The sequence below is a fragment of the Sulfitobacter sp. S190 genome (genome assembly GCF_025141935.1).
In the GTDB taxonomy this organism is placed as follows: Bacteria; Pseudomonadota; Alphaproteobacteria; order Rhodobacterales; family Rhodobacteraceae; genus Sulfitobacter.
On sequence record NZ_CP081120.1, the window covers coordinates 467712 to 492569 of the forward strand.

General features: G+C 64.2%; 33 protein-coding genes. 16 read left to right on the top strand and 17 right to left on the bottom strand.

The window, feature by feature from the left end:
• The 9 genes from rimM to K3756_RS02385 form a co-directional block, all read right to left on the bottom strand.
• Nucleotides 1-522 (bottom strand): ribosome maturation factor RimM, encoded by a 522-nt coding sequence (gene rimM, locus K3756_RS02345; RefSeq protein WP_259990500.1) that lies wholly within the window; start codon nucleotides 520-522, stop codon nucleotides 1-3.
• Nucleotides 519-668: a hypothetical protein gene (locus K3756_RS02350; RefSeq protein ID WP_259990502.1), complete on the bottom strand. Its 150-nt coding sequence runs from the start codon at nucleotides 666-668 to the stop codon at nucleotides 519-521. The genes rimM and K3756_RS02350 overlap by 4 nt, the downstream gene beginning before the upstream one ends.
• Nucleotides 668-1297, bottom strand: a complete 630-nt coding sequence (bluB, locus tag K3756_RS02355) for a 5,6-dimethylbenzimidazole synthase (RefSeq protein ID WP_259990504.1) — start codon at nucleotides 1295-1297, stop codon at nucleotides 668-670. Before bluB ends, K3756_RS02350 begins: the two co-directional genes overlap by 1 nt.
• A 16-nt stretch (nucleotides 1298-1313) precedes the next feature.
• Nucleotides 1314-1706, bottom strand: coding sequence for a 30S ribosomal protein S16 (rpsP, locus tag K3756_RS02360; RefSeq protein ID WP_259990506.1), 393 nt, complete (start codon nucleotides 1704-1706; stop codon nucleotides 1314-1316).
• A 13-nt stretch (nucleotides 1707-1719) separates the two neighbouring features.
• Nucleotides 1720-2022, bottom strand: coding sequence for a chorismate mutase (locus K3756_RS02365; protein WP_259990508.1), 303 nt, complete (start codon nucleotides 2020-2022; stop codon nucleotides 1720-1722).
• Nucleotides 2023-2119: 97 nt separating this feature from the next.
• Nucleotides 2120-2644 (bottom strand): GNAT family N-acetyltransferase, encoded by a 525-nt coding sequence (locus tag K3756_RS02370; RefSeq protein ID WP_259990511.1) that lies wholly within the window; start codon nucleotides 2642-2644, stop codon nucleotides 2120-2122.
• Complete coding sequence (locus K3756_RS02375) at nucleotides 2644-2976, bottom strand: NIPSNAP family protein (protein ID WP_259990513.1); 333 nt, start codon at nucleotides 2974-2976, stop codon at nucleotides 2644-2646. The genes K3756_RS02370 and K3756_RS02375 overlap by 1 nt, the downstream gene beginning before the upstream one ends.
• Nucleotides 2973-4472, bottom strand: coding sequence for a signal recognition particle protein (ffh, locus tag K3756_RS02380; protein ID WP_259990515.1), 1500 nt, complete (start codon nucleotides 4470-4472; stop codon nucleotides 2973-2975). The genes K3756_RS02375 and ffh overlap by 4 nt, the downstream gene beginning before the upstream one ends.
• Nucleotides 4473-4709: 237 nt before the next feature.
• Complete coding sequence (locus K3756_RS02385; RefSeq protein ID WP_259990518.1) at nucleotides 4710-5276, bottom strand: FMN-dependent NADH-azoreductase; 567 nt, start codon at nucleotides 5274-5276, stop codon at nucleotides 4710-4712.
• Nucleotides 5277-5401: 125 nt separating this feature from the next.
• Here K3756_RS02385 and K3756_RS02390 point away from each other — a divergent pair, with 125 nt between their 5' ends.
• Together K3756_RS02390 and K3756_RS02395 are read left to right on the top strand one after the other, a co-directional pair.
• Nucleotides 5402-6280 (top strand): LysR family transcriptional regulator, encoded by an 879-nt coding sequence (locus K3756_RS02390; protein ID WP_259990520.1) that lies wholly within the window; start codon nucleotides 5402-5404, stop codon nucleotides 6278-6280.
• Nucleotides 6277-7179 (top strand): DMT family transporter, encoded by a 903-nt coding sequence (locus tag K3756_RS02395; protein WP_259990523.1) that lies wholly within the window; start codon nucleotides 6277-6279, stop codon nucleotides 7177-7179. The genes K3756_RS02390 and K3756_RS02395 overlap by 4 nt, the downstream gene beginning before the upstream one ends.
• A gap of 240 nt (nucleotides 7180-7419) precedes the next feature.
• Here the strand turns inward: K3756_RS02395 and K3756_RS02400 are convergent, their stop codons facing one another.
• Nucleotides 7420-7785, bottom strand: coding sequence for a helix-turn-helix transcriptional regulator (locus K3756_RS02400; RefSeq protein WP_259990525.1), 366 nt, complete (start codon nucleotides 7783-7785; stop codon nucleotides 7420-7422).
• A gap of 262 nt (nucleotides 7786-8047) precedes the next feature.
• Here K3756_RS02400 and K3756_RS02405 point away from each other — a divergent pair, with 262 nt between their 5' ends.
• From K3756_RS02405 to K3756_RS02430, 6 genes are all read left to right on the top strand, one after another.
• Entirely contained in the window at nucleotides 8048-8404 is a 357-nt protein-coding gene (locus K3756_RS02405; RefSeq protein ID WP_259990527.1) for an AtpZ/AtpI family protein, read from the top strand.
• 2 nt (nucleotides 8405-8406) lie between these two features.
• A complete protein-coding gene (locus K3756_RS02410) occupies nucleotides 8407-9165 on the top strand; it encodes a F0F1 ATP synthase subunit A (RefSeq protein WP_259990529.1) in 759 nt (252 codons plus the stop codon).
• 76 nt (nucleotides 9166-9241) lie between these two features.
• Nucleotides 9242-9466 (top strand): F0F1 ATP synthase subunit C, encoded by a 225-nt coding sequence (locus K3756_RS02415; protein WP_011567586.1) that lies wholly within the window; start codon nucleotides 9242-9244, stop codon nucleotides 9464-9466.
• An 86-nt stretch (nucleotides 9467-9552) separates the two neighbouring features.
• A complete protein-coding gene (locus K3756_RS02420) occupies nucleotides 9553-10104 on the top strand; it encodes a F0F1 ATP synthase subunit B' (protein WP_259990538.1) in 552 nt (183 codons plus the stop codon).
• Between the two features lie 5 nt (nucleotides 10105-10109).
• Nucleotides 10110-10670, top strand: a complete 561-nt coding sequence (locus K3756_RS02425; RefSeq protein ID WP_259990540.1) for a F0F1 ATP synthase subunit B — start codon at nucleotides 10110-10112, stop codon at nucleotides 10668-10670.
• 206 nt (nucleotides 10671-10876) lie between these two features.
• Complete coding sequence (locus K3756_RS02430; RefSeq protein WP_259990542.1) at nucleotides 10877-11029, top strand: hypothetical protein; 153 nt, start codon at nucleotides 10877-10879, stop codon at nucleotides 11027-11029.
• A 135-nt stretch (nucleotides 11030-11164) separates the two neighbouring features.
• Here the strand turns inward: K3756_RS02430 and K3756_RS02435 are convergent, their stop codons facing one another.
• The gene (locus K3756_RS02435) at nucleotides 11165-11932 is read right to left on the bottom strand and encodes a FadR/GntR family transcriptional regulator (protein WP_259990544.1); all 768 of its coding nucleotides are present in this window, start codon (nucleotides 11930-11932) and stop codon (nucleotides 11165-11167) included.
• A 126-nt stretch (nucleotides 11933-12058) separates the two neighbouring features.
• Between K3756_RS02435 and K3756_RS02440 the strand changes: the two genes are divergently transcribed.
• From K3756_RS02440 to K3756_RS02450, 3 genes are all read left to right on the top strand, one after another.
• Entirely contained in the window at nucleotides 12059-12466 is a 408-nt protein-coding gene (locus K3756_RS02440; protein WP_259990547.1) for a hypothetical protein, read from the top strand.
• 121 nt (nucleotides 12467-12587) lie between these two features.
• A complete protein-coding gene (locus K3756_RS02445) occupies nucleotides 12588-16043 on the top strand; it encodes a chromosome segregation SMC family protein (RefSeq protein ID WP_259990549.1) in 3456 nt (1151 codons plus the stop codon).
• A 43-nt stretch (nucleotides 16044-16086) separates the two neighbouring features.
• A complete protein-coding gene (locus tag K3756_RS02450) occupies nucleotides 16087-16431 on the top strand; it encodes a hypothetical protein (protein WP_259990552.1) in 345 nt (114 codons plus the stop codon).
• Here the strand turns inward: K3756_RS02450 and K3756_RS02455 are convergent.
• From K3756_RS02455 to cobD, 4 genes are read right to left on the bottom strand one after another with little or no spacing between them, the layout of a single operon-like run.
• Nucleotides 16428-16826 (bottom strand): rhodanese-like domain-containing protein, encoded by a 399-nt coding sequence (locus K3756_RS02455; RefSeq protein ID WP_259990554.1) that lies wholly within the window; start codon nucleotides 16824-16826, stop codon nucleotides 16428-16430. The two genes, K3756_RS02450 and K3756_RS02455, sit on opposite strands and share 4 nt — an antisense overlap.
• Before the next feature lie 11 nt (nucleotides 16827-16837).
• Nucleotides 16838-18013 carry a lytic murein transglycosylase gene (locus K3756_RS02460; protein ID WP_259990556.1) on the bottom strand — a complete coding sequence of 392 codons (1176 nt, stop codon included), beginning with the start codon at nucleotides 18011-18013 and terminating at the stop codon, nucleotides 16838-16840.
• A 15-nt stretch (nucleotides 18014-18028) separates the two neighbouring features.
• Complete coding sequence (gene cbiB, locus K3756_RS02465; RefSeq protein ID WP_259990557.1) at nucleotides 18029-18940, bottom strand: adenosylcobinamide-phosphate synthase CbiB; 912 nt, start codon at nucleotides 18938-18940, stop codon at nucleotides 18029-18031.
• Nucleotides 18937-19887, bottom strand: a complete 951-nt coding sequence (gene cobD / locus K3756_RS02470; protein WP_259990559.1) for a threonine-phosphate decarboxylase CobD — start codon at nucleotides 19885-19887, stop codon at nucleotides 18937-18939. Before cobD ends, cbiB begins: the two co-directional genes overlap by 4 nt.
• Nucleotides 19888-20063: 176 nt before the next feature.
• Between cobD and K3756_RS02475 the strand changes: the two genes are divergently transcribed.
• On the top strand, nucleotides 20064-20468 hold the full coding sequence (locus tag K3756_RS02475; protein WP_259990561.1) for a response regulator: 405 nt from the start codon (nucleotides 20064-20066) through the stop codon (nucleotides 20466-20468).
• On the opposite strand, the gene K3756_RS02480 is transcribed toward K3756_RS02475, so the two are convergent.
• A complete protein-coding gene (locus tag K3756_RS02480; protein ID WP_259990563.1) occupies nucleotides 20465-21439 on the bottom strand; it encodes a glutathione S-transferase family protein in 975 nt (324 codons plus the stop codon). The two genes, K3756_RS02475 and K3756_RS02480, sit on opposite strands and share 4 nt — an antisense overlap.
• 202 nt (nucleotides 21440-21641) lie before the next feature.
• On the opposite strand from K3756_RS02480, the gene K3756_RS02485 reads away from it, so the two are divergent.
• Complete coding sequence (locus K3756_RS02485; protein ID WP_259990566.1) at nucleotides 21642-21989, top strand: hypothetical protein; 348 nt, start codon at nucleotides 21642-21644, stop codon at nucleotides 21987-21989.
• A gap of 59 nt (nucleotides 21990-22048) precedes the next feature.
• On the opposite strand, the gene K3756_RS02490 is transcribed toward K3756_RS02485, so the two are convergent.
• A complete protein-coding gene (locus tag K3756_RS02490) occupies nucleotides 22049-23239 on the bottom strand; it encodes a MalY/PatB family protein (protein ID WP_259990568.1) in 1191 nt (396 codons plus the stop codon).
• Between the two features lie 97 nt (nucleotides 23240-23336).
• Here K3756_RS02490 and def (K3756_RS02495) point away from each other — a divergent pair, with 97 nt between their 5' ends.
• Genes def (K3756_RS02495) through def (K3756_RS02505) form a run of 3 tightly spaced genes read left to right on the top strand, consistent with a single transcriptional unit; the run spans nucleotide 23337 to nucleotide 24849 of the window.
• Nucleotides 23337-23855, top strand: coding sequence for a peptide deformylase (gene def, locus K3756_RS02495; protein WP_259990570.1), 519 nt, complete (start codon nucleotides 23337-23339; stop codon nucleotides 23853-23855).
• Entirely contained in the window at nucleotides 23852-24355 is a 504-nt protein-coding gene (def, locus tag K3756_RS02500; RefSeq protein ID WP_259990572.1) for a peptide deformylase, read from the top strand. Before def (K3756_RS02495) ends, def (K3756_RS02500) begins: the two co-directional genes overlap by 4 nt.
• Nucleotides 24352-24849 (top strand): peptide deformylase, encoded by a 498-nt coding sequence (gene def, locus K3756_RS02505; protein WP_259990574.1) that lies wholly within the window; start codon nucleotides 24352-24354, stop codon nucleotides 24847-24849. Before def (K3756_RS02500) ends, def (K3756_RS02505) begins: the two co-directional genes overlap by 4 nt.
• The last annotated feature ends 9 nt before the right edge of the window (nucleotides 24850-24858 follow it).

Consider the following 24858-nt stretch of genomic DNA (forward strand, 5'->3'; position numbering starts at 1 on the left):
TCAGTCCTTGGCCTGCGGCAATATTCCGTCGGGCGGATCGGCGATCAGGCGTCCGGCAGCCAGATCGACCGTGGGCACAGCTGCTTTGGTGAACGGCAGGAACGTGGTTGTGGAGGTTCCGCTCAGCTGCAGTTCCAGCAGATCGTCGGCGCCGTGGTTCTGCACCGTCTTGACCCGCCCCAGCTGCACGCCGCCGGTGTCGAAAACATCGAGGCCGATCAGATCGGCGTGGTAGAACTCATCGTCGGGCAGCGACGGCAGCTGATCACGGTGGGCGAAAAGCTGCACACCGCGCAGCGCGTCTGCGTCTTCCTTGGTGGCGACATCCGCGATGCGGGCCGAAAACCCGTTTTTGATCGGCCGGATCAGCGCAAGGCTGAACTGGCGCGTGCCGCTTTCATCGCTGAGCGGGCTATAGGTTTCGATGTCTTCGGGCGTGGCGCAAAAACTCTTGATCCGCAGCTCTCCCTTGACCCCGTAGGACCCGGATATAACGCCCACACAGACGGCTTCATCACTCATTGCAGCAACTCCGAATCAACGCAGATCGTGCCGGTCCACTGGCCCTCGCCCGCGGCGCATTCGCTGCGCATCAACAGGCCGTTGAGATGAAAGCCCAGCACCGCGCCAAGCATCAGCACGGTCAGGAATTTTAGCAGGCGGAACATCAGCGGTCCTCGATGTGCAGGGCGGGCGCGCGGCGCTCCCAGCCCTTGGTTTCAAGCTCTGGTGTCAGGGATACATCCTTGGGCCAGCCAAGGCAAAGGTAAGCCACCAGTGTCCAGCCGTCGGGCACATCCAGATCGCGTGCAAGGCGGGCGGGTTCGAGCACGGAGACCCACCCGATACCAAGCCCGTGCGTCCGCGCGTGCAGCCACATCAGGGTCACCGCACCCACGACCGAGTAGCGGCGCATCTCGGGCATGGTGCCGGCGCCCAGTCCGGCGCCCTTGTCGGTGGTATCGTCGCAAAAGATCGCCAGCTGCTCGGGCGCTTCACGCATGCCGCTGAGTTTCAGCGAGGCATAGAGCTTGGCCGTATCGCCGGCGTAACCGGCCAGCGCGGCGTCATTGGCGGTCTGGAAGTTGTCGAGTGCGGCGGCACGGGCGGTGTCCGAGCGGACGCGGATCACGCGCCAGGGCTCCGACAGGCCGACGGAGGGGGCCAGCGAAAGCGTGGCGAGGCACGCGTCGATGAGCGCCTCGTCCACAGGGTCTGTCTTGAAGTGGCGCACGTCGCGGCGCCACTTCATCAGGTCGGTCAGACCGGCACGAAAATCGTCCGAAAACTCATGCATGCCGGGCTGATCCGCCTTATTCTTCTGCCGCTGCGGGCTCTTCGGCGGGCGCGTTGGCGGCTTCGGCCGCGGCGGCGGCCTTGTCAGCCTTCTCCTGGGCGCGGTCCTGGGCTTTCTTGCCCGGTGTGCCTTTGTTGGGGTTGTTGCGCTCGGTCTTCTCACGCACGCCGGCAGCTTCCAGCATCCGCTGGATACGGTCGGTGGGCTGGGCGCCGTGGTCGAGCCAGTACTGGATGCGCTCCATGTCCATTTTCACGCGCTCTTCGCTGTCTTTGGGCAGCAGGGGCGAATAGGTGCCCAGCTTTTCGATGAAGCGACCGTCGCGTGGCATGCGGCTGTCGGCAGCAACGATACGGTAGAAGGGGCGTTTCTTGGAGCCACCGCGGGCGAGACGAATTTTCATAGCCATGATATTGGTTTCCTTAGCTTTTATCGGTGTGTTGTTTGTGGTGCTGAATGACTTCAGCGATGATGAAGTTGAGAAACTTCTTGGCAAATTCCGGATCGAGATCCGCCTGGTTTGCCAAATCTTCGAGCCGTGCGATCTGGTCCGCTTCGCGGGTTGGATCGGACGGGGGAAGGTCGTGGCTGGCTTTGAGTTTCCCCACTGCCTGCGTATGTTTGAACCGCTCGCCCAGCGTATAGACGAGGATGGCGTCGAGCCGGTCGATGGAGGCGCGGTGGTCGGCCAGCACTTCGGCGGCGCGTGTTACGGGATCGGTCATCGGGGCCTCCGTAGGGGTGTCTGGCGGGTGTCACACGATGTGCACAGCCTGTACACAGGGCGTACACCGGCGCGGTGTGCAAGCAAACGGAGCCGGGTCATTGCGCGAGCTCCGCGGGACCGGGATGCCGGTACAGCATTTCGGTGCCCATGTTGATGTTGTCGTAGGTCCGCTCCAGCGTGGCGCCCAGACGTTCGGCCAGCGCGACCGAGCGCGTGTTGCCCGGCACGATGTTGCTGGTCAGGGTGGTGAACCCCATCACGTCATAGGCATGCGCGCGCACGGCGGTGGCGGCCTCGAATGCGATGCCGCGGCCTTCGAAGTCGGGATAGACGATCCAGCCGATTTCGGGTTCGGGCCAGCCGTCGGGGTTCCAGATGCCGCAAATGCCGATCGGCGCGTCCGAGCCCTTGAGCGTGATGGTCCAGAAGCCGTAGCCGCGCAGGTGCCAGTGACCGATGACGCTGGCAAACCAGCGCCACGCCTGATCCCGCGGCATCACGCCGCCAAATCCGACAGAGCGCACGGGATCGGCATAGAAGGCGATGATGCCATCCACGTCGTCGGCCACGGGGCCGCGCAGGACCAGCCGGTCCGTTTCGATCCGGGGCGCGGGGGTCATCACAGGCCCAGCTCCTCGACCGAGACGCCGTCAAGCAGCGGTTTGGTGAACGACCGGTCGTAGCGCAGGATGCATTTGGTGCGTTTCGCGTGATCGTAGGCGCGCAGGCAGTCGGGGTCCTGCCACATCCGGTCGCGGTAGATTTCGTAATCGGCCAGCGACGGGAAGGAGAAGTGGCAATAGGCGATGTCGTTTGGCCCCTCGTGCGGCATGTGATAGCCGTGATGGGTGCCGCCCAGCTTGGCCACAAGATGCAGCCACGCCTTGGCGTAAATCTCGAACTCGGGCAGTTTTGCCGGATCGATTTCGTATCTGACGGTGCAGGTGATCATTTCTTTTTACCGAACCCCGACAGGCCGGGGGGCAGGGCCATGCCGCCGCCGCCCAGACCGGGCAGTTTGCCGCCAATCTGTTTCGCCGCCGCTTCGAGGGCTTTCGGGTCCATGCCCTGCGCCATCGCTGCGGGGTCCATGCCGCCCTTGCCCATCATGCCCTTCATGGCCTGTTTGAGCATGCCGCCTTTGCCCATCTTGCCCATCTTTTTCATCATGTCCGACATCTGGCGCTGCATCTTCATCAGCTTGTTGAGGTCGGAGACTTCCATGCCCGCGCCGCGCGCGATGCGCTTCTTGCGGCTGGCCTGAAGGATCGCGGGGTTGGCGCGTTCCTTTTTGGTCATGGAGTTGATGAGCGCGATCTGCTGTTTGAGGATCTTGTCGTCAAGACCCGCATCCTCGACCTGTTTGGCCATTTTGCCCATGCCGGGCATCATGCCCATCATGCCCTGCATGCCGCCCATCTTGATCATCTGTTCCAGCTGCATCTTGAGGTCGTTCATGTTGAACTGACCCTTGGCCATGCGCTTCATCATCTTTTCGGCCTGTTCGGCCTCGATGGTTTCCTGTGCCTTTTCGACCAGTGCGACGATGTCGCCCATGCCCAGAATACGGCCCGCGATGCGTTCCGGCTCGAATGTTTCGAGCGCGTCCATCTTTTCGCCCAAGCCCACGTATTTGATCGGCTTGCCGGTGACCGCACGCATCGACAGGGCGGCCCCGCCGCGCCCGTCGCCGTCCATCCGGGTCAGCACCACGCCGGTGATGCCGATGCGGTCGTCGAAGTTCTGCGCGGTGTTGACCGCGTCCTGACCCGTCAGCCCGTCCACCACCAGCAGCGTTTCGCGCGGGTTGGCGACATCGCGCACCGCTTCGACCTGCGCCATCAGTTCTTCGTCGATGGACAGGCGGCCCGCGGTGTCGAGCATGTAGACGTCATAGCCGCCCAGACCCGCCTGCGTCTTGGCGCGTTTGGCGATGGCGACAGGCGTTTCGCCCTTCACGATGGGCAATGTGTCGACACCGATCTGCGTGCCGAGAATCGCGAGCTGTTCCATCGCGGCGGGCCGGTTCACGTCAAGCGAGGCCATCAGCACGCGCTTGCCGTCTTTTTCCTTGAGCCGTTTCGCCAGTTTCGCGGTGGTGGTCGTTTTACCGCCGCCCTGCAGGCCGACCATCAGGATCGGCGCGGGCGGGTTGTCGATTTTCAGCGCGCCGGGTTCGCCTTCGCCGGTGAGCGTGTCGATGAGCGCGTCATGCACGATCTTGACGACCTGCTGGCCCGGCGTGATGGATTTGGTGACGGCCTGTCCGGTGGCCTGATCCTGCACCGCCTTCACGAAATCGCGGGCCACCGGCAGGGACACGTCCGCCTCGAGCAGGGCCACGCGGACCTCGCGCAGGGCGGTTTTGACGTCCTCTTCGGAAAGCGCGCCCTGTTTGGTCAGACGGTCAAAGACACCCGAGAGGCGTTCGCTGAGATTTTCAAACATGGGCGGCGGCCCCTTTTCATCGGTTGCGGGATGCCCCCAATCTAGGAAGGCCCGCGTGAATACTCAAACCCCGTACCGGTGAAACCGGCGAAACCATGCAGTTTTGCCCCCGTGGGCGTATGACGCTGACGGGGGGCGATCCTGAAACAGACAGGACCGGAAGGCACGGCTTCCGGGGAATTTGGGCCGCATTTACGGGCTGCGGGCGTCCGAGTCAAGCCGGACGCCCGCGGGGGATCAGAGTGCCGCGATTTTTGCGCGCGCGTCGCTGACGGCCTGATCGCCTTCGGCCATGATCCGGTCGGCGGCGATGATTTCAACATCCGTGATGCCGATGAACCCCATGATGTGGCGCAGGTAGCCGGAGGCGAAATCGATGTCGGAGCCGACCTTGGTGCCGCCGCTGGCCAGCACGATGATCGCCCGTTTGCCCTGCAGCAGCCCCACGGGCCCGTCGGGGGTGTATTTGAATGTCAGGCCGGCGCGGCAGATGTGGTCGATCCAGGCCTTGAGCGTCGAGGGCACCCCGAAGTTATAGACGGGCGCTGCGATGACCAGCGTGTCGGCGGCCTCGACCTCGGCGATGAGTGTGTCCGACAGGGCCAGCCGGTTGCGCTGCACCGCGCTGCGGTCATCGGCGGGGGTGAAATTGGCGGCGATCCAGGACTGGTCGATGGGGATCAGGCCTTTGTTGGTGTCGCGCACGACGACCGGGCCGCCCAGCTTTTCGGCGGTTTCACGGCCCAGCGTGTCGGAGGTCGAGGCGCCGGGGTTGGCGGAGGAGGTAATGTAGAGTGTGGACATGATGCGTTCCTTGCGTTGCTTGACGTCCAAGGTAGCGATTGCAAATCCGCACGATAGCCCTAAGATCGAACATTGAGTGTTCATTTATGCACGGCTTATTTCGTGCCTGAGCGAGAGACGATGCGATGGAAAACTGGGACGAGGTCAAGACTGCCTTTCAGGTGGCGCGGATGGGGACGGTGAGCGGTGCTGCGGATGCGCTGGGCGTGCATCATGCCACCGTGATCCGCCACGTCGACGCGCTGGAGGGGCGGTTGGGCGTAAAGCTGTTCCAGCGCCACGCCCGCGGCTATACCGCCACCGAGGCGGGCGAGGATCTGCTGCGCGTCGCACAGGCCACCGAGGACCAGTTCGGCCAACTGCTCAACCGGATCAAGGGGCGCGGCACGGATGTGTCGGGCGAGCTGGTGGTGACATCGCTGGTGTCGATGACGCCGCATGTCGCGCCGCTGCTGGCGGCGTTCCAGCGCGAACACCCCGAGGTCATCGTGCGCTACATGACGGGCGACCGGTTGTTCCGGCTGGAATACGGCGAGGCCCATGTGGCGATGCGCGCGGGCGTCCAGCCCGACCAGCCCGACAATGTGGTCCAGGCCTTTGCGGCGCAGCGCGTCGGTCTTTATGCGGCGCGGTCCTATGTGGCGCAATACGGCGTACCGACAGGGCCCGAGGATTACGTCAACCACCGCTTTGTCGGGCATGACGACGTAGACAGCCGCGCGCCGCATTTCAAATGGATGTCGGCGCATTTGCCGCGCGACTGCGTGGTGTACCGCAGCCGCGACAACAGGGTGCTGGACGATGCAGTGCGCGCGGGCGCGGGGATCGGCTTTCTGTCGGTCAGGGCCGCCGCCGAAAATCCCGACCTGATCGAGATCGAAGCGCCCCGCGCGGAATGGGAAGGCAAGTTGTGGCTGGTCACACACGTCGATCTGCACCGCACGAGCAAGGTGCAGGCGCTGCTGACCTTCCTCAAGGCGCATGTGAGCGAGACCGGCCTGTGACGCCATCGGCGCAGGGCCATCTGGCGATGCTGAGCTTTTCGGCGCTGGTGGCGGGGTCGTTTTCTCTGGGATCACTGGTGGCCAACGAGATTTCACCACTGGCGCTGAACACGGCGCGGTTTTTCATTGCGACGGCAGTGGTGGGCGCGGCGGTGATGGCGCGGGGCGGGGTGCCGCGTGCAGCGCTGCGCGCGCCGTGGCGGTACCTGCTGCTGGGCGGGTTGTTCATCACCTATTTCGTGCTGATGTTCGAGGGGCTGAAAACCGCGCCGCCGGTCAGTTCGGCCGCGGTGTTTACGCTGGTGCCCGCCATTTCGGGGGTCGTGGCGTGGTTCATGCTGCGCCAGCGCACCACGCCGCGCATGGCGTTGGCACTGGCGATTGGCGGGGCCGGCGCGCTTTGGGTCATTTTCCGCGCCGATCTGGCGGCCCTCTTGGCGTTCGACGTGGGGCGGGGGGAGATCATATTTTTCTTCGGATGTGTGGCCCACGGGATCTATACGCCGCTGGTGCGGCGGCTGAACCGGGGGGAAAGCGCGCTGGTTTTCAGCTTTGGTACGCTGATTGCGGGATCGCTATTGCTGTTGGTGGTGGGCGCGCGGGACGTGTGGGCGACCGACTGGACGGCGCTGCCGGGGCTGGTGTGGATCACGATTTTCTATGTCGCGATCGCGGCCAGTTCGATGACCTTTGTCCTGCTGCAATTTGCCAGCCTGCGCCTGCCCAGTGCCAAGGTCATGGCCTATACCTATCTGGTGCCCACGTGGGTCATTTGCTGGGAGGTGGTGCTGGGTGCGCGGTTGCCGCCCGCGCCCGTGGCGGCAGGCATCGGTCTGACGGTGCTGGCGCTTGTGCTGCTGCTGCGGGACGACGGTGTGCAAAAGGCCGGGAACCAATAGTCCGCTTCGTGCGTTGTCACTGCAATTATCGTTTAGAAAGGACAGAAAATGCGCACCATCATCTACCTCGTCGGCCTTGTTGTCGTCGTGGTTGTAATACTTCGACTGCTCGGCGTCGCGTAACGCCGCCCGAACCCTTTCAAACGAAACTACCACCAAAGGAGCGCCCAAATGCGCAATATTATTTATCTCGTCGGCCTGATTGTTATCGTTCTGGCCATCGTCCAGTTCGTTTTGTAATCAATCAGGGGCGTCTGTTACGGCAGACGCCTCTTTTGTTTTGACGTCGCGCAGTTCCGTTTCCAGAAAACGTTCGAACGCGTCGAGGTTCACCGGTTCGAATTGCCCGAACCCCTGCATCCAGACAGACGCGCCCCGCATCGCGTCCGGTTCCAGTTTGCACCATTTCACCCGCCCGCGTTTTTCCTGCGTGATCAGCCCCGCCTGTGTCAGCACCTGAAGGTGTTTCGAGATCGCCGCCAGTGACATGTCGAACGGGTCGGCCACATCGGTGACGGCCATGTCATCCTCCAACAGCATCGTCAGGATCGCCCGTCGGGTCGGATCGGCGAGGGCGGCAAACGTGGTGTCGAGCGCGTGGGTCATGCCCTTGTCATAGTCGCTGGTCCGGCGGAGGGAAAGCGATCTGCGTCCGCGGGGCCGCAGGCCGTCGCCCAAGATCAACCAGATGGTTGAATAAGACAAATGCGGTTCTGCGGCGTTGATTGCGCGTGAAATGGCCGGAATGCCGCAGGACGTACGATTTAATATCAAGCGATTTCAGTGTCTTGGCAGCGCTTCACGGCCTGTTGACTCGGGGCGGCGGCCCAAGTACCACCCTGCCAACACATCCAATCGGGATATGCGTGTGACAGATCAGGACCGCCAAGAGCAGCTCAAGGCACTCGAAGCCCGGATCGCCAGCGCAAAAGGGCTGCAAGAGCCCAAGCCCCGGGCGGATGAGCATTATTCCCAGGCCCAGATGGCCTGGCGGATGGTGATCGAGCTTGTGGCCGGTCTGGGGATCGGTTTCGGCATGGGATACGGTCTGGATGTCCTGCTGGGGACGCTGCCGCTGTTCATGGTGCTGTTCACGATGCTGGGTCTGGCGGCGGGCGTCAAAACGATGCTGCGATCCGCAACCGAGATGCAGGATAAAAAGCTGGCCGATGAGGCCGGTGAGGTAAAACCACCCCGCAAGGGTGACGAGAGTGAAGGGGCCTGAAGATGGCAACAGAAGCGAACGGCGGCGAAGAAGGCGGTTTGGTCTTTCACCCGATGGACCAGTTCATCGTGAAGGATCTTTTCGGTGACGGCGCGGTAGGTATCTTTACCTTTACCAATGCCGCGCTGTGGACATGCCTTGCCGTTCTGGTCGTGTTTCTGCTGCTGGTTGTCGGCACCTCCAAGCGCGCGGTCGTTCCGGGCCGGATGCAGTCGGTGGCCGAGCTGGCCTACGGTTTTGTCTACAAGATGGTCGAGGACATCTGCGGTAAGGAAGGGGTCAAGTATTTCCCCTATATCATGACGCTGTTCATGTTCATCGTCTGTGCCAACTTCCTCGGCCTGATCCCCACCGCCTTTACGCCCACGTCGCATTTTGCGGTCACCGTGGTGCTGGCGTTTGCGGTTTTCATCACCGTGACCGTGCTGGGCTTTGTCAAGAACGGCGCGTCGTTCCTGAGCCTGTTCTGGGTGTCCTCCGCGCCGCTGGCGCTGCGCCCCATTCTGGCGGTGATCGAGCTTATTTCCTACTTCGTGCGCCCCGTGAGCCACTCCATTCGTCTGGCGGGCAACGTCATGGCGGGCCACGCGGTGATCAAGGTTTTCGCGGGTTTTGCCGCCCTGCTGGCGGTGTCGCCCATCGCGATCCTCGGCATCACGGCGATGTACGGTCTGGAGGTCCTCGTGTCCTTCATCCAGGCCTACGTCTTTACCATCCTGACATGCGTGTACCTCAAGGACGCGCTGCATCCGCACCACTAACAACCACACGACCCTTTCCGGCGGGCTTTGCGGCCCGTCAGACTACCCTCAACTTCCAATCGTAAGGAGAATTCACATGGAAGGCGAACTCGCACACATCGGCGCAGGTCTGGCAGCAATCGGTTCCGGCGCAGCCGCGATCGGTGTTGGCAACGTGGCCGGCAACTATCTGGCCGGCGCTCTGCGCAACCCTTCGGCAGCTGCGTCGCAGACTGCTACACTGTTCATCGGCATCGCTTTCGCAGAAGCCCTGGGGATCTTCGCGTTCCTCGTTGCTCTGCTGCTGATGTTCGCCGTCTAAGCGTCTGACGTTTATTCCTTACGCATTGGGCGGTGCGGGCCACCCCGCATCGCCCATTGGATTAAATGTTCTGACAGGAGGCCATGATGGCAACTGAACCAATTGATGTCGAACTGGCAGGCACATGCGTCGGCCCTGACGGCTCTGCCATCGGGATGCCTCAGCTGTGTTTCGACTGGTGGGGAAACCAGATTTTCTGGCTTGTTGCGGCGCTGGTCGCGATCTTCCTGATCCTGTCGCGCATCGCATTGCCCCGGATCGCCGCCGTGCTGGCGGAACGTCAGGGGACCATCACAAACGACATCGCCGCGGCCGAGGATCTCAAGGCCAAAGCTGTCGACGCCGAGGCTGCCTATGACCAGGCGCTGATCGATGCCCGCAGCGAAGCGGCGCGTATCGTGGCCGAAGCGAAAGCCGACATTCAGGCCGATCTGGATATCGCGATCGAGAAGGCAGATGCCGAGATCTCCGCCAAATCCGCCGAGTCCGAAAAAGCCATTTCGGAAATCCGCGCCGGTGCGGTCGACAGCGTCAAGGCTGTGGCCAAGGACACCGCCAAGGAAATCGTGGCCGCATTGGGTGGGACGGCAGACGCCAAGACCATCACCGCGGCCGTCACAGCCCGGATGAAAGGATAAGCCCCATGCGTATCACACTGACATCCGCGCTGGCCCTTCTGGGCGCGACACCCGCGCTGGCTGCGAAAGGTCCGTTCTTTTCGCTGGGCAACACCGACTTCGTGGTGCTGCTGGCGTTCCTGCTGTTCATCGCGGTGCTGTACTATTTCAAGGTGCCCGGCCTTCTGGGCGGAATGCTGGACAAACGTGCCGACGGCATCAAGTCCGAGCTGGAAGAAGCCCGCAAGCTGCGTGAAGACGCGCAGAAGCTGCTGGCCTCTTACGAGCGCAAGCAGAAGGAAGTGAAGGATCAGGCGGACCGTATCGTCACCACGGCCAAGCAGGAAGCGGCAGCCGCCGCCGAGCAGGCCCGTGTCGATCTTGCCAAATCCGTTGAGCGCCGTCTGGCCGCCGCCGAAGAGCAGATTGCTTCTGCCGAAGCCGGTGCCGTCAAGGAAGTGCGCGATCAAGCTGCGATGATTGCCGTGGGTGCCGCCCGCGATGTGATCGCCAAGCAGATGACCGCAGCGGAGGCCAACAAGCTGATCGATGCCGCGATTGCCGACGTGGATGCCAAGCTCCACTAGGCCGCGCTGCAAGGTTCAAGACGACAAAAGCCCCGGTCCTGTGCCGGGGCTTTTTGCATCCAACGGATAGAACGCCCTGACGCGCAAAATGGTTCGCTGCATTTTTGCATAGCTGCTCCGCGATAAATGCCATTCTCAAAGCGCGGAGCAGACCCCATTTCCTTGACAACGGACACAGCGATGTCCCACCGGAAAGGAAATGAAAAATGCTGAAACTTGCCACCGCAACCCTGATCGTCGTCACCGGCCTGAGCGCCCCTGCCTTTGCATTCGGCAGCCCCACGAGCGGTGATCTGACCCCGACCGTTGACTATCCCGGTCCCGACACCGACACCGACCGCGACACAGATCGCGACTGACATCATTTAAAGGCGCGCCTTCGGGGGCGCCTTTCGCTTTTGTATATGTACGTTCGGATGCCGCCAATGCGCGGAAAGAGCGACGGCAGATCAAGATCGGGCGCGATGCCCAGCTGATCCATGGCTGACAGATACTCAGCTTTCTGTTTCGTGATCGAGACGCTGGCGCGCGATGTCTTCGTGCCGGTCGGCGCGTTGTTGATCGACGAGCGATCGTTCCACGTAGGACAGGTGGCTTTCAACGGCGGCGCGGGCGGCGGTAGCATCGCGGTTTACAAGTGCGTCGCGAATCGCGCGGTGCTGGTCCAGCAGGGCGGCGCGGGTGGTCCGCTGTTTGAACATGACCTGACGGTTATAGAACACCCCGCCGCGCAGCAGATCGAACATCGAGCGCATCATGTGCAGCATGACGACATTGTGGCTCGCCTCGATGATCGACATGTGGAATTGCGCGTCGAGGGTGGCTTCGTCCTCGGCGCTTTGGGTGTCGTGGGCGGTTTCCATCTTGGCGAAGATGGCGTTGATGACCGCGAGATCGGTATCGGAGCCCAGACGCGCGGCACGCTCTGCAGCGAGCCCTTCCATATCGCGGCGGAAAGACAGATAGTCGATGACCGCTTCGTCGTGGCGGGCGAACAGGGCGATAAGTGCGGGCGAAAACGCCGAACCCAGCACATCGGCGACATAGACGCCGGCACCCGCCCGTGAGGCCAGAAGGCCCGCGTCTTGCAAGCTGGCGATGGCGTCGCGCAGGGACGGCCGCGAAACCCCGAGACGTTCGGAAAGTTCGCGTTCGGACGGCAGCCGTTCGCCGGGCCGCAGGATGCCACGCAGGATCAGTTCCTCGATCTGCCGGATGACCGCCGAGGAGAGTTTTTCGGGATTGACGGGGCGAAACGGCATGGCGGCATCCTTTAATTGGTCAAATTATATGACCACATGTCCGGCCCAGCAAGCAGCCTTTGTCTCGGGCGCGTTAACCTGTCCTTAACGAAGGCGCGTTTTTGGTGGCGCATGGATGTGCGTGTGGTGTTCTTTTTGATCGGGGTGGCGGGGCTGGCCGCGTGCAACACCGGCGGGCCGCATTTTCGCGGATTGCCCGCGACGGTCGTGACCGTGGAAGGGTCGACCTTTGCCGTGCGGGTGCGCGGGGAGCTGGCAGAGGCCATTCGCACCAACAGCCAGTACGCGCCACGGTTGGGGCCGATCCGGGCGCGGGCCGCGCAGGCGATGGCGCAGGTGTCGGGCTGTCCGGTGATTGAAGTGCGCGGCGATCAGGCGCAGGCGCTGGGCATTCTGGATTGTGGGGCACCGGGCCGGCGTATCCCGCCCGAAGCCAATGCCCCGCTGGCCTATGACTGCGTCCCGGTGCGCGGCAGTGAAATCCGCGAATTGGGGGGGGTGCGGGTCGAGATCGACTGCGAGCCGTCGTTGTAGGCCCAATATCTTGTGGATAAGTGTGGCCTTGCCGCCGTTGGTTGTGTGTCCCTGTTGACAGAGGGCCGGACAAACCCGCACGTTTGGTCACCTTTGGAATCACCCGCGGGAAGGACCCCGTTTGCGCTTTTCGAAACTCAGGCTGACCGGCTTCAAGAGCTTCGTCGATCCGACCGACCTGATCATCGCGGATGGTCTGACGGGGGTCGTGGGGCCGAACGGCTGTGGCAAATCCAACCTGCTGGAGGCCTTGCGCTGGGTGATGGGCGAAAACCGCCCCACGGCGATGCGCGGCGGGGGGATGGAGGACGTGATTTTCGCCGGGGCGGCCACGCGGCCCGCGCGCAATTTTGCGGAAGTGTCGCTGCATATCGATAACGCGGAGCGGCTGGCGCCCGCGGGGTTCAATGACGACGACAATCTGGAGATCGTGCGCCGGATCACCCGCGATGTGGGCAGTGCCTACAAGGCGGCGGGCAAGGATGTGCGCGCCCGCGATGTGCAGATGCTGTTTGCCGATGCGTCCACCGGTGCCCATTCGCCCGCGCTGGTCCGGCAGGGCCAGATTTCCGAGCTGATCAACGCCAAGCCCAAGAACCGGCGCCGTATTTTGGAGGAAGCGGCGGGGATTTCGGGGCTGTATGCGCGGCGTCACGAGGCGGAGTTGAAGCTGAACGGGGCGGAGGCCAATCTGGCGCGGGTTGACGATGTGATCGAGCAACTGGCCGCGCAACTGGCGCAACTGGCGCGGCAGGCCCGTCAGGCCGCGCGGTACCGCGAGATCGGCAATGAGCTGCGCCGCACGGAAGGCACGCTGCTGTACCGCCGCTGGCGCGAGGCGGATGATGCGCGGGGGGTGGCCGAGGAGGAATTGCGCACGCGGGTCAGTGCCACCGCACAGGCCGAAGGATTGGTGCGCCAGTGTGCCAAGGGCCGCGAAGAGGCCGAGACCGTCCTGCCGTCGCTGCGCGAGGAGGATGCGATCGCCGCGGCCGTCGTGCAGCGGTTGCTGGTGCAGCGGGACACGCTGAGCGATGAGGAAGGCCGCGCGCAGAGCCTGATCGAGACGCTGACGGGCCGGATTGCGCAGCTGGGCCGTGACATCGAGCGCGAGGGCGGATTGAACCGCGATGCGGTCGATACGATTGCGCGGCTGGAATGGGAAGCGACCGAACTTGCCAAGGCGGGCGAGGGCCACGCCGACGCGCTGACTGCTGCATCCGAGGCCGCACAGGAGGCTGCATCGGTGTTGCAGGCGCGGGAGGGCGATCTGAGCCAGCAGACGGAGGACGTGGCGCGGCTGGCGGCACGGCACGGATCGGCGCAACGGTTGCTCGACGATAGCCGCAAGACACAGGCGAAATCGGAGACCGAAGCCGAAGCGGCCCGGATCGCGGTGGCATCGCATCAGGAAAAGCTGACGAAAGCGGCCGAAGATTTCGCCATCGCGCAGGCAGATGAGCAACGCGCCGTGGCCGCGGCGAGCGCGGCGGAGGGTGCGTTGATCGCAGCCGAGGAAGCCCGCGCGCAGACCCAGTCGCGCGAGGCGGATGCCCGTGCCGAACGGTCGCAGGCCGAGGGCGAGATGAACGCGCTGCGCGCCGAGATGACCGCGCTGGCCAAACTGGTTGAACGTGACACCGCCGAGGGCGGCCAGATCCTGGACAGGTTGCAGGTCGAACACGGGTTCGAAAAGGCGCTCGGGGCAGCGCTGGCCGATGATCTGCGCGCGCCCGAGGTGGATGAGGATGGCCCGTCGGGCTGGGCGCCACTGCCCGGCTATGACAGGGCCCAGCCCTTGCCCGCCGGGGTGACGCCGCTCACCAATCACGTGTCCTGCCCCGATGTGCTGGAGCGGCGGATGGGCCAGATCGGTCTGGTCGATCCCGACGACGGTCCACGCCTACAGGCGGCGCTGCAACCGGGCCAGCGTCTGGTGTCACCCGAGGGCGATCTGTGGCGCTGGGACGGGTTTCGCGCCTGGGCGGAGGACGCTCCCTCGGCCGCCGCGCTGCGTCTGCAACAGCTCAACAAGCTGGAGCGGCTCAAGCAGGGGCTGGAGCAGGCCAGCCAGCGCGCCGAAGGGGCCCGCCGCGCGCACGACAGTCTGACCGAACAATTGCAGGCCGAAACGGAGGCCGACAAACGCGCCCGCGATGCCCGCCGCGACGCCGACCGTGCCGTGGCCGATGCGGGGCGGGCGTTGAGCCGGGTCGAGGCGGATCGCAATCTGGCCGAAGGGCGGCTGGAATCGCTCGGGCTGGCGGTCAAGCGCCACGAGGACGAGGCGATCGGCGCACGGGCCCGTGTGCGCGAGGCCGAGAACGCGCTGTCCGATCTGGGTGATTTGCAGACCGCGCGCGACAGTGTCGAGGATTTGCGGATGACGGTCGAGGCCGCCCGCATCACCATGATGTCGCGCCGGTCGGCCCACGACGAGCTGCGCCGCGAGGGCGAGGCCCGCACCCGCCGCAGTCAGGAAGTGACCAAGGAGTTGAGCGGCTGGCGCCACCGTTTGGACACTGCCGAGAAGCGCAGCGCCGAGTTGGTCGAGCGCAAGGAAGCATCAGAGGCGGAGCTCAGCGTTGCGGCGGCGGTGCCCGCCGAGATCGCCGAGAAACGCGAGGCGCTGGGCACCGAGATCGCCCGCGCCGAGGCCCGCCGCGCACAGGCGGCAGATACATTGTCGGCGGCGGAGACCGCGTTGCGGGCGGCAACGCTGGCCGAGCGTGACGCCGAGCGCGAAGCCTCAGAGGCCCGCGAGGCCCGCGCCCGTTCCGAGGCGCGCAGCGATGCGGCCCGCGAGACCGTGACCGCCGCCGCCGAGCGCATCGCCGAGGACCAGCAGCTGACCCCGAACCAGTTGCTGACACAGCTGGATGTGAACCCCGACCAGATGCCTGCCGCGGATGTGTTGGAGGCCGACGTGGGCAGGCTCAAGCGGCAGCGCGACGCGCTGGGGGCGGTCAACCTGCGGGCCGAGGAAGACGCTAGGGATGTGCAGACCGAGCACGACGAACTGGTGGCCGAAAAGGCCGATCTGGAAGAGGCCATCAAGACCCTGCGCGCGGGCATTGCCAGCCTTAACCGCGAGGGCCGCGAGCGGCTGCTGACCGCGTTCGAGCAGGTCAATTCCAATTTTTCGTTGCTCTTTACCCATCTGTTTGGCGGCGGCGAGGCCAATCTGGTGATGGTCGAGAGCGATGACCCGCTGGAGGCCGGTCTGGAGATCATGTGCCAGCCGCCGGGCAAGAAACTGTCGACCCTGAGCCTGTTGTCGGGGGGCGAGCAGACGCTGACCGCGATGGCGCTGATCTTTGCGGTGTTCCTGGCCAACCCTGCGCCGATCTGTGTTCTCGACGAGGTCGATGCGCCGCTGGATGATGCCAACGTGGGCCGGTTCTGTGATCTGCTGGACGAGATGTGCCGCCAGACCGACACCCGTTTCCTGATCATCACGCACCATGCGGTGACCATGTCGCGGATGGACCGGTTGTTCGGCGTGACCATGGCCGAGCAGGGCGTCAGCCAGTTGGTGTCTGTCGATCTGAAGAAAGCCGCGCAGATGGTCGCGTAAACGTGCATGGCGCGGGCGGGCCCGCGGGCATAGTTTGACCGCCATGAGACTGCTTTTGACCCTGCTTGCCTGTCCCACCGCGCTGTTGGCGGATTTTGCCGTTCTGGCGGGCGATGTGCCCCTGTCGCGCACGGAGGTCGTTGCCCTGACCGCGGGGCCGGATCTGGCGTTTTTTGCGGGGGGCGTGTCGCGCTATTCGGCGGGGGGTGCGTATAGTTTCACCTACGACAGCGGGCAATCGGCCTTTGGCACCTATGACGTGGGCCCCGACGGGGTGATTTGCATCGCCTACCGCAATGGCCGCAGCCGCTGTGACCGGTTTGTGCGCAGCCACGGGCGGTTGGTGATGTTGACGCAGGCCGGTGACAGGTTTCCGGTGCGCCCCTAGGCGGGGGTGTCGTCGCGCTGCACTGGACCGCCCGCTTTTGCCCACGCGCCAAAGCCCTCGCGCAGGTGGGCCGCGTCAAACCCCATGTCTCGCAGCGTGGCGACCGAGATGGCCGAGCGCCAGCCCGAGGCGCAGTGGAAGACGAATTTCTTGTCCTGCGCAAAGACGTCCTTGAAATAGGGGCTGTCGGGGTCAACCCAGAATTCCAGCATGCCGCGCGGGCAGTGGAAGCTGCCGGGGATGTAGCCGCTGCGTGCACGTTCGCGCGGATCGCGCAGATCGACGATCTGGACCGACGGGTCATCGACCATCGCGATGGCGTCTGCGGTTTCGATTTCCTCGATCCGGGCGCGCGCGCGCTCGACCATTTCTGCGGCGGTGATTTTCAGGGGCATGGGTGGTCCTTTCAAAGCTGGCCAAGCAGGGCGGGCGTGGGCCATGCGTCGGCGGGCAGGCCCAGCCGCAGTTGTTCGGCCTGTACCGCAGCGCGGGTTTTCGCGCCCAGAATACCGTCGATATCGCCCACGTCATAGCCTTTGTCCTGCAGCTTGCGCTGCAGCTGTTCCATCTGGTCGCCCGTCAGCCCCGTGTCGGGGGTGCCCGCCGCATAGACCTGCGCGCCTTCCAGGCGGGTGGCGAAATAGGCGGCGGTCAGAACGTAGGTAAAGCTCTGGTTCCATTCGAAATAGACGCGGAAGTTGGGGTAGGCGAGGAATTTGGGCCCGCCGCGCCCCTGCGGCACGATGAGCGAGGCGGGAAGATCGCGGGCCAGTGCCCCGTCGCGGGCCGTGATGCCGAAGGCGGCCCATTCGGCACCTGTCCTGGTGGTTGTCAGCCCGCTTTGCGACCAGTCGAAACCTTCCGGCACGGTCACTTCGTCGATCCACGGCTCGCCCGCGCGCCAGCCCAGATGCTGCAGCATCTTGCCGCCCGACACCAACGCATCGGGGGCAGAGGTTTTCAGCGACACCGCGCCGTCGCCGTCGCCATCGGTGCCGTTTTCGAGAATGTCGCGCGGCAGCATCTGCACCATGCCGATTTCACCGGCCCATGCGCCGGTGGTGGTGGCGGGATCGAACGCGCCTTGGGCAAAAAGCTCCATCGCGGCAAAAACCTGCGGGCGAAACAGGTCGGGGCGGCGGCAGTCGTGGGCGAGCGTGACCAGCGCGTTGGCGGTGTTGAAATCGCCCTGAATCGCGCCGTAGTCGGTTTCGAACGCCCAGAAGGCCAGAAGCACGCCGCGCGGCACGCCGTACTCCCGCTCGATCCGCTCGAAGATCGCATCGTATCTGTCCCCGTTGGATTTGCCCCGGTTGATCCGGTCGTTCGAGATCAGACGCCGCGAGAAATCGACGAAGGGGCGCTGGAACACGCCCTGTGCACGGTCGGCCCGCAGAACCGCGTCATCCTTGCGCACGCCGCGCAGAAATGCATCGGCAGTGGCAGCATCGATGCCGCGGGTCACGGCCTCTTGCGCCAGTCCGGCCTTGAAGGCGTCAAAGCTGCCGCCGCAGGTTTGCGCCGCGGCATGCAGCGGCAACAGCGACACGATCGCAGCACAGGTCAGGGAAAAGAATTTCATGTCGGTTCTCACTTTTTACAACAGGGTTGCGAGCGTCAGCACCGCCACCAGAAATAGGGCCCAGGCCTGCCAAAGCCGTGACGCCGCCGCGTCGATTGCGAGGGCGCCGATGTGTTTTGATCCTGCGGGGTTCACCCACGCGAAATCCTGCATCACGCCATCATAGGCACGCGGACCTGCAAGGGCCACATTGATGGCGTAGGCCATGGCCGCTTCGGGCCAGCCCGCGTTGGGCGAGCGGTGCAGGCGCGCATCTGCCGCGATGGCCCGCCAATGGCGCGGTATGCCGTCCGACAGTGCAATCAGCACCGCCGTCAGCCGTGCGGGCAGCCAGTTGAGCAGATCGTCCAGCCGCGCCGCCGCCTTGCCGAATTGTTCGAAGCGGTCGGTGCGGTAGCCGATCATGCTGTCGGCGGTGTTGACGATCTTGTAGGCCAGCAGCCCCGGCAGACCGCCCAGCACAAACCAGAAGGCGGGCGCGATGACCCCGTCGCAGAGATTTTCGGCGCCGCTTTCGATGGCGGAGCGGGCAACGGCGGAGGGCGTCATGTCGCCGGTGTCACGGCTGACGATCATCGCAACGGCGGCCCGCCCGGCGGCGGGCGACATGCGCAGGCCGGTGGCCACGGCGCGGACATGGTCGAGCAGTGATTTTTGCGCCAGCAGCACCGCGCAGACCAGTATTTCCACAACCCAGCCTAGCTGTGCGAGGGCCTGACCCAGAAGCAGCATTGCGGCGACGAGCGCGGCAATCACGGCCCCGCCTTTCACCATGCGGTTGGTGCCGGAGTTGAACCGTTTCTCGGCCCCGCCGACCAGCCGCCCCATAAGCACGGCGGGATGCGGCAGGCGTGCCCACAGCCACTGTGGTTCTCCCAGCAGCGCATCGAGCACCAGCGCCAGTGTCAGGACGGCGGTGGTGGTCATCGCGGCAGGGCCCGTTCGAGCCGTTCCCAGCCGGTGCGCGGCGGCAGGCCCAGCCGCAGCCACGTGGGGTCATAGGGAAAGACCCGCGACCAGATATGGTGGCGCGCCAGCCGGTTCTGCCATGCGGCGGCATCGTCCACGCGGTAGAGCCGGAACAGATCGGTGCCGCCCGCCCCCTGCGCGCCCGCGCCTGTGACCAGAGCGTCGAGCCGTTGTGCATCGCGGTGCAGCGTCTGGCGGGTTTCGTCGGCCCAGCGGGTATCCGCGAGTGCGGCGCGTCCGATCTCGAGCGCCGGACCGGCGACGGGCCAGGGCCCAAGGCGCGCCCGCAGCGGCCCCACCACTGCCGGGTCACCGATGACAAAGCCCAGCCGCAGGCCGGCGAGCCCCCAGAATTTGCCGAAACTCTTGAGGATCACGGTGCCCGGTGTGGTGGCCTGTGCCATCAGGGTGGTGTCGGGGGTCACGTCGCCAAAGCTTTCGTCGATGATCCGCAGGCTGCCGTGCAGGTCGCGCGCGGTATAGCGGCATCCGTCGGGATTGTTGGGGTTGACCAGCACGCAGGCCTGCGCGGTTTGGCCCGGTGCGGTGATCTGCCAGCCTGCGCCCGTGAAGGCGGCGGCGTGTTCGTTGTAGGTGCGCGCCGCGATGGCGACACGGCCCGCGGGGCGCAGGGTGGGGAGCATCGCGATCGGGGCCGACGCACCGGGCGTGGCCAGCACATCGGCCTGTGGCGGGACGTTCCAGTGCTGCCGCGCGGCGCTGACAAGGGCGTCCTGTGCTGCGCTGTCGGGCAGGGCGGTCCAGCTGTCGGCGGAGAGGGGCGGCAGGGGAAAGGGGGCCGGATTGATGCCGGTCGACAGATCGATCCAGTCGCCGCGTGCCCCGCCAAAACGCCGCGCCGCCGCGTCCAGCCCGCCGCCATGATCTCTGCTCGAATGGGTCACGCGTGATGCCTGTCGTGGATGTATGCGGCGCCGGTGCGGCCCCGCGTCTGCCGCCTGACAAAGCGGAAAAGGGCGGCGTTTTCAAGCGTGCAGGCGGGACGATCAGCTTGCAGTTGTAAATTGTATCCGAATCCGCATAGCTGTGTTAAGTTGACGTGAAGGTAAAGGAGGGCTGCGTGCCGGATGGTTCTGATGTCTATGGCGACGAAACGACCGTTTTGATCGTCGAGAGCGTGCCAGAGCTGGCTGTGCTGTGGCGCAACCACCTTGCGCGGAAGGGCATGACCGTCACGATTGCGCGCGGCCAGCATGATGCGACCAGTTTCATCAGCGAAAATCCGGTGGACATCATCATCCTCGATCTGGTGCTCGACGAAGGATCGGCGCTGGCGATTTCGGATTTCGCCAACTACCGCCGCCCCGACACCCGGGTGATTTTCGTGACCAACACGACCTTTTTTTCGGATGGGTCGATCTTTGCTCATTCGGCCAACGCGCGCGCTTTTGTCCAAAGCAATACGCCGCCCGAGGATCTGGCCGCGATGGTGGCGCATTACGGATCGGAAAGCCGCGCGTCCTAGCCGCGTGTGTGCGGTTCTGACCAGTCGATAACGGGATTGATCGGCACGATGCGGTGCGGATTGATCGATTCGTGGCTGTAGTGGTAGTGCCGCACGATATGGTCGAAATGCACCGTTTCGGCGACCCCGTCCCACTGAAACAGCTCGCGCGTATAGTTCCACAGGTTGGGGTAATCCACGATCCGCGCACGGTTGCATTTGAAGTGCTGGTGGTAGACCAGATCGAACCGCAGGAGCGTCGTGAAGAGCCGCCAGTCGGCTTCGGTGATTTGCGTGCCTGCGAGATAGCGGTTGGTGGCGAGGATGCCTTCGATCCAGTCGAGGCTGTCGAAAAGCGGATGCACGGCGGCATCGTAGGCCTGCTGCGTGGTGGCAAACCCTGATTTATAGACGCCGTTGTTGACCGTGTCGTAGATGCGGGCGTTGATCGGGTCGATCACGTCATGCAGGGCGGCGGGGTAATAGTCATCCTCATTGCCGGTCAGACCGTTGAAGGCGCTGTTGAACATGCGGATGATTTCGGAGGATTCGTTCGAGACAACCGTGCCTTCGTGTTTGTCCCACAGGATCGGCACTGTGACGCGGCCGGTAAAGTCCGATTGCGCGCGGGTATAGATGTCGCGGGCGAAGGGCAGGCCGAACTGCCGGTCGCCGGTGGCACCAGGAAAGTCTGTCGCAAAGGTCCAGCCGTCGCCCATCATGTCGGGATGCACGACCGACACGTCGATGTGCTGGGCGAGCCCCTTGAGGCTGCGGAAGATGAGGGCGCGGTGGGCCCACGGGCAGGCGTGGCTGACGTAGAGATGATAGCGCCCCGATTCGGCGGCAAACCCGCCCCGACCGGACGGACCGGTGCTGCCATCCGCGGTGATCCAGTTGCGGAATTGCGATTCCTGCCGTTTGAAGGCGCCGCCGGAGTCTTTCGTATCATACCAGCTGTCGTGCCACGTGCCGTCGATCAAAAGTCCCATGCCATCTCCATGATTTATTCATGTTTTATCTAATACGGTAGTGGGCCAAAACGTAGCTGCGCAGGCGCGCAACCGGTCTGCACAGACGCACAGCGCGGATATTAAATGTCGCAAAACCCCGCGGTTGCGCAATGATTAACAAATTATTCTTGTCTTATGGACGGGCCAGAACAACTATAGCGGTACCAATGGGGAAAAGTTTATGGATGTCATACTACCAAACGACTTCAAGCCCGGTCAGGGACGCCGCCGATTGGCGGCCTTTGGCGGACCCAACAAGGCCAGCGTAGAGGCCGATGGCATCCGGTTGTCGGTCCTGCAATACACCCGCGACAGCTTTACCCTCGCCGATCAATGGCCCGCCCGTCTGAGCGGCGTCGTGGATTTCTATCTCGAGGGGCAGCACCAGTTCAGCTGCCTGATCACCAGCTGCACGGTGAACAATGCCGAAGCGATTTACACCTTCCGGCGCCAGTCGGCCCAAGCCTACCACATTCCGGTCAAACCCGGCACGCCTGCGGGGCGCAGCGCCGGGGTGATGCGCCGCTAGACGCGGCCACACGGCGTATCGGAGCGTATCAAGGCGGGCACAGGCCCGCCTTTCTGATTTTATTGCAGGTCTTTGAAGGCGTCCGCCAGACGGGCCACCGCTTCTTCGACGCGGGCGCGCGGGGTGGCGATGTTGAACCGCAGGAAACTGCCGCCGCCCTGACCGAAGGTCGGCCCGTGATTGGCCGCGATGCAGGCGTCCTGTTCCACACGCCGGGTGAATTCGGCGCGGTCCATGCCGGTGTCGGCAAAATCCACCCACGCCAGATAGGTTGCCTGCAGCGGCATGGATTTCAGACCGGGGATGGCATCGATGCCCGCATCGAACACCTGACGGTTGCCATCCAGATACGTGACCAGGTCATCCACCCACGCGGCCCCTTCGGGCGAATAGGCGGCGGTCGCCATGAACAGGCCAAAGCTGTTGGGGCTCATCCCGAGCGCGTTCATCCGCGCCTCGAATTTGCCGCGCAGTTCTGCATCTGCGATGATGACGTTGCCCGAGTGGCTGCCCGCGATGTTGAACGTCTTGGTGGTGGCGGTCATCATCACCAGCCGGTCCGCGACCCCGTCGATCAGCGCCATGGGCGTGTGGGTCTGGCCCGGCATCACCAGATCGTGGTGGATTTCGTCGGACACCAGCACCAGATCGTGACGCTTTGCAAAATCGGCCACGGCCTGCAGCTCTGCGCGGGTCCAGACGGTGCCACCGGGGTTGTGCGGCGAGCACAGGATCACCATCCGTTCGGACCCGTCCATCTGCGCATCGTAGGCGTCGAAGTCCATCGCGTAGCGGCCGTTTTCCTGTGTCATTTCGCATTCGACGACACGGCGGCCGGCGGCTTTGATGACCTTGGCGAAGGCGTGATAGACCGGCGTGAACAGCACCACACCGTCGCCCGGCGCGGTAAAGGCATCGACGCACATGGCGGTGCCGTTGACCAGCCCGTGGGTGGTGAAGATATGCGCCGGATCCAGATCCCAGCCGTGCCGTTCGCGCATCCACCACTGGATCGCGGCGCGGTATTTGCTGTCATCGCCGAAGTAGCCGTAAACGCCGTGATCGACCATGTCCTGCACCGCGCGCTGGATCACCGGGGCGGCGGCGAAGTCCATATCGGCCACCCACATCGAAATGCCGTCATCCGCGGGCACACCATAGATCTTTTCCATCGCGTCCCATTTGACGCAATGTGTGCCGCGCCGGTCGATGGGGGTGTCAAAGCTGGTTCTCGGGCTGTCGAAACTCATGAAGCTGTCTCCTGAAACATGACCGGACCCTAGCGCCAGCGGGCCGATGTGCAAGCCTTCGGTTGCAGGCAGGCAGGGCTTGTCCTACATCAGGCGCATGAAGCGCCCAATTCTATATCACCCCGATCCGCGTCTGAAAAAGACATGCGCCCCCGTTGCCGATGTGTCGGATGACCTGCGCAGTCTGGCGGACGATATGCTCAAGACGATGTACGAGGCCCCCGGTGTGGGGCTGGCCGCGCCGCAGGTGGGGGTGCTGGACCGCTTGATTGTGCTCGATTGTGTGAAGGAAGAGGGCGAAAAGCCGCGTCCGCTGGTAATGTTCAACCCCACCATCACCGCCGCGTCCGATACGCTGAACACTTACGAGGAGGGCTGTTTGTCGCTGCCCGATCTGTTCGCCGATGTGACCCGCCCCGCCGAGGTCGAGGTCGCCTGGATCGACCGTGACGGCAAGGAGCAGCGCGAGGGCATGGACGGGTTGTGGGCCACCTGTGTGCAGCACGAGATCGACCATCTGGATGGCAAGCTGTTCATCGACTATCTCAAACCGCTCAAACGCCAGATGATGACCCGCAAGATGGTCAAGTTCAAACGCGAGCTGGCGCGCGGATGAGCGTGCTGCCCCTCGTCTTGTGGCCCGATCCGCGGCTGGCCGAAACCTGTGCGCCGGTGACCGAGATCACCACCGCGATCGAGACACTGGCGGCCGATATGCTGGACACGATGTATGCCGCACCCGGCCGGGGGCTGGCAGGGCCGCAGGTGGGCGCGATGCTGCGGATTTTCGTGATGGATGCGGGATGGAAAGAGGGCGCGCCCGACCCGCTGGTCTGTATCAACCCGATGTTGCAGGAAATTGGCGAGGAGCGCGTCACGCGGGAGGAGGGGTGCCTGAGCATTCCCGGCGTCACCGCGCAGATCAGCCGCCCGTCGCAGGTGCAGATGGTTTGGACCGGCCTGAACGGCGGGCGCTATGTCCAGAGTTTCAGCGGGTTTGCCGCCGCCTGTGTGCAGCACGAGATCGACCATCTGGACGGTATCGTGACCTTTGACCACCTCGATGCCGACACCCGCGCCGATCTGGTTGCCACCTTCGAGAAAGCCACCGCATGACCGTTCGCCCCATTCTGCAGTGGCCCGACAAGCGTCTGCGCACCCCTGCCGCCGATGTGCCCGAGATCACCGATGCCATCCGCGCCATATGGGACGACATGATCGACACGATGGACGCGATGCCCGGCGTCGGGCTGGGCGCGCAGCAGATCGGTGTGATGCAGCGTCTGGCGGTGGTGGACGCGTCGGACGCCCGCACCAAGCGCATCCGGCTGGCCAACCCTGAAATCATCGACGCGTCGGCGGTCCTGCACGAATACGAGGAAAGCTCGCCGTGTTTGCCGGGGGTGTCGGCGGTGGTCAAACGGCCGCGCGGCGTGCGGGTGCGCTACATGGACGAAGGCGGTGCCTTTATCGAACGGGATTTTGTCGGGCTGGAGGCCACGAGCGTCCAGCACCAGATCGACCATCTGGCGGGGCGGCTCTATTTCGACCGGTTGAGCAAGGTCAAACGCGACATGCTGCTGCGCCGTGCGCGCAAGTTGAAACACTGAGCCCGAGCC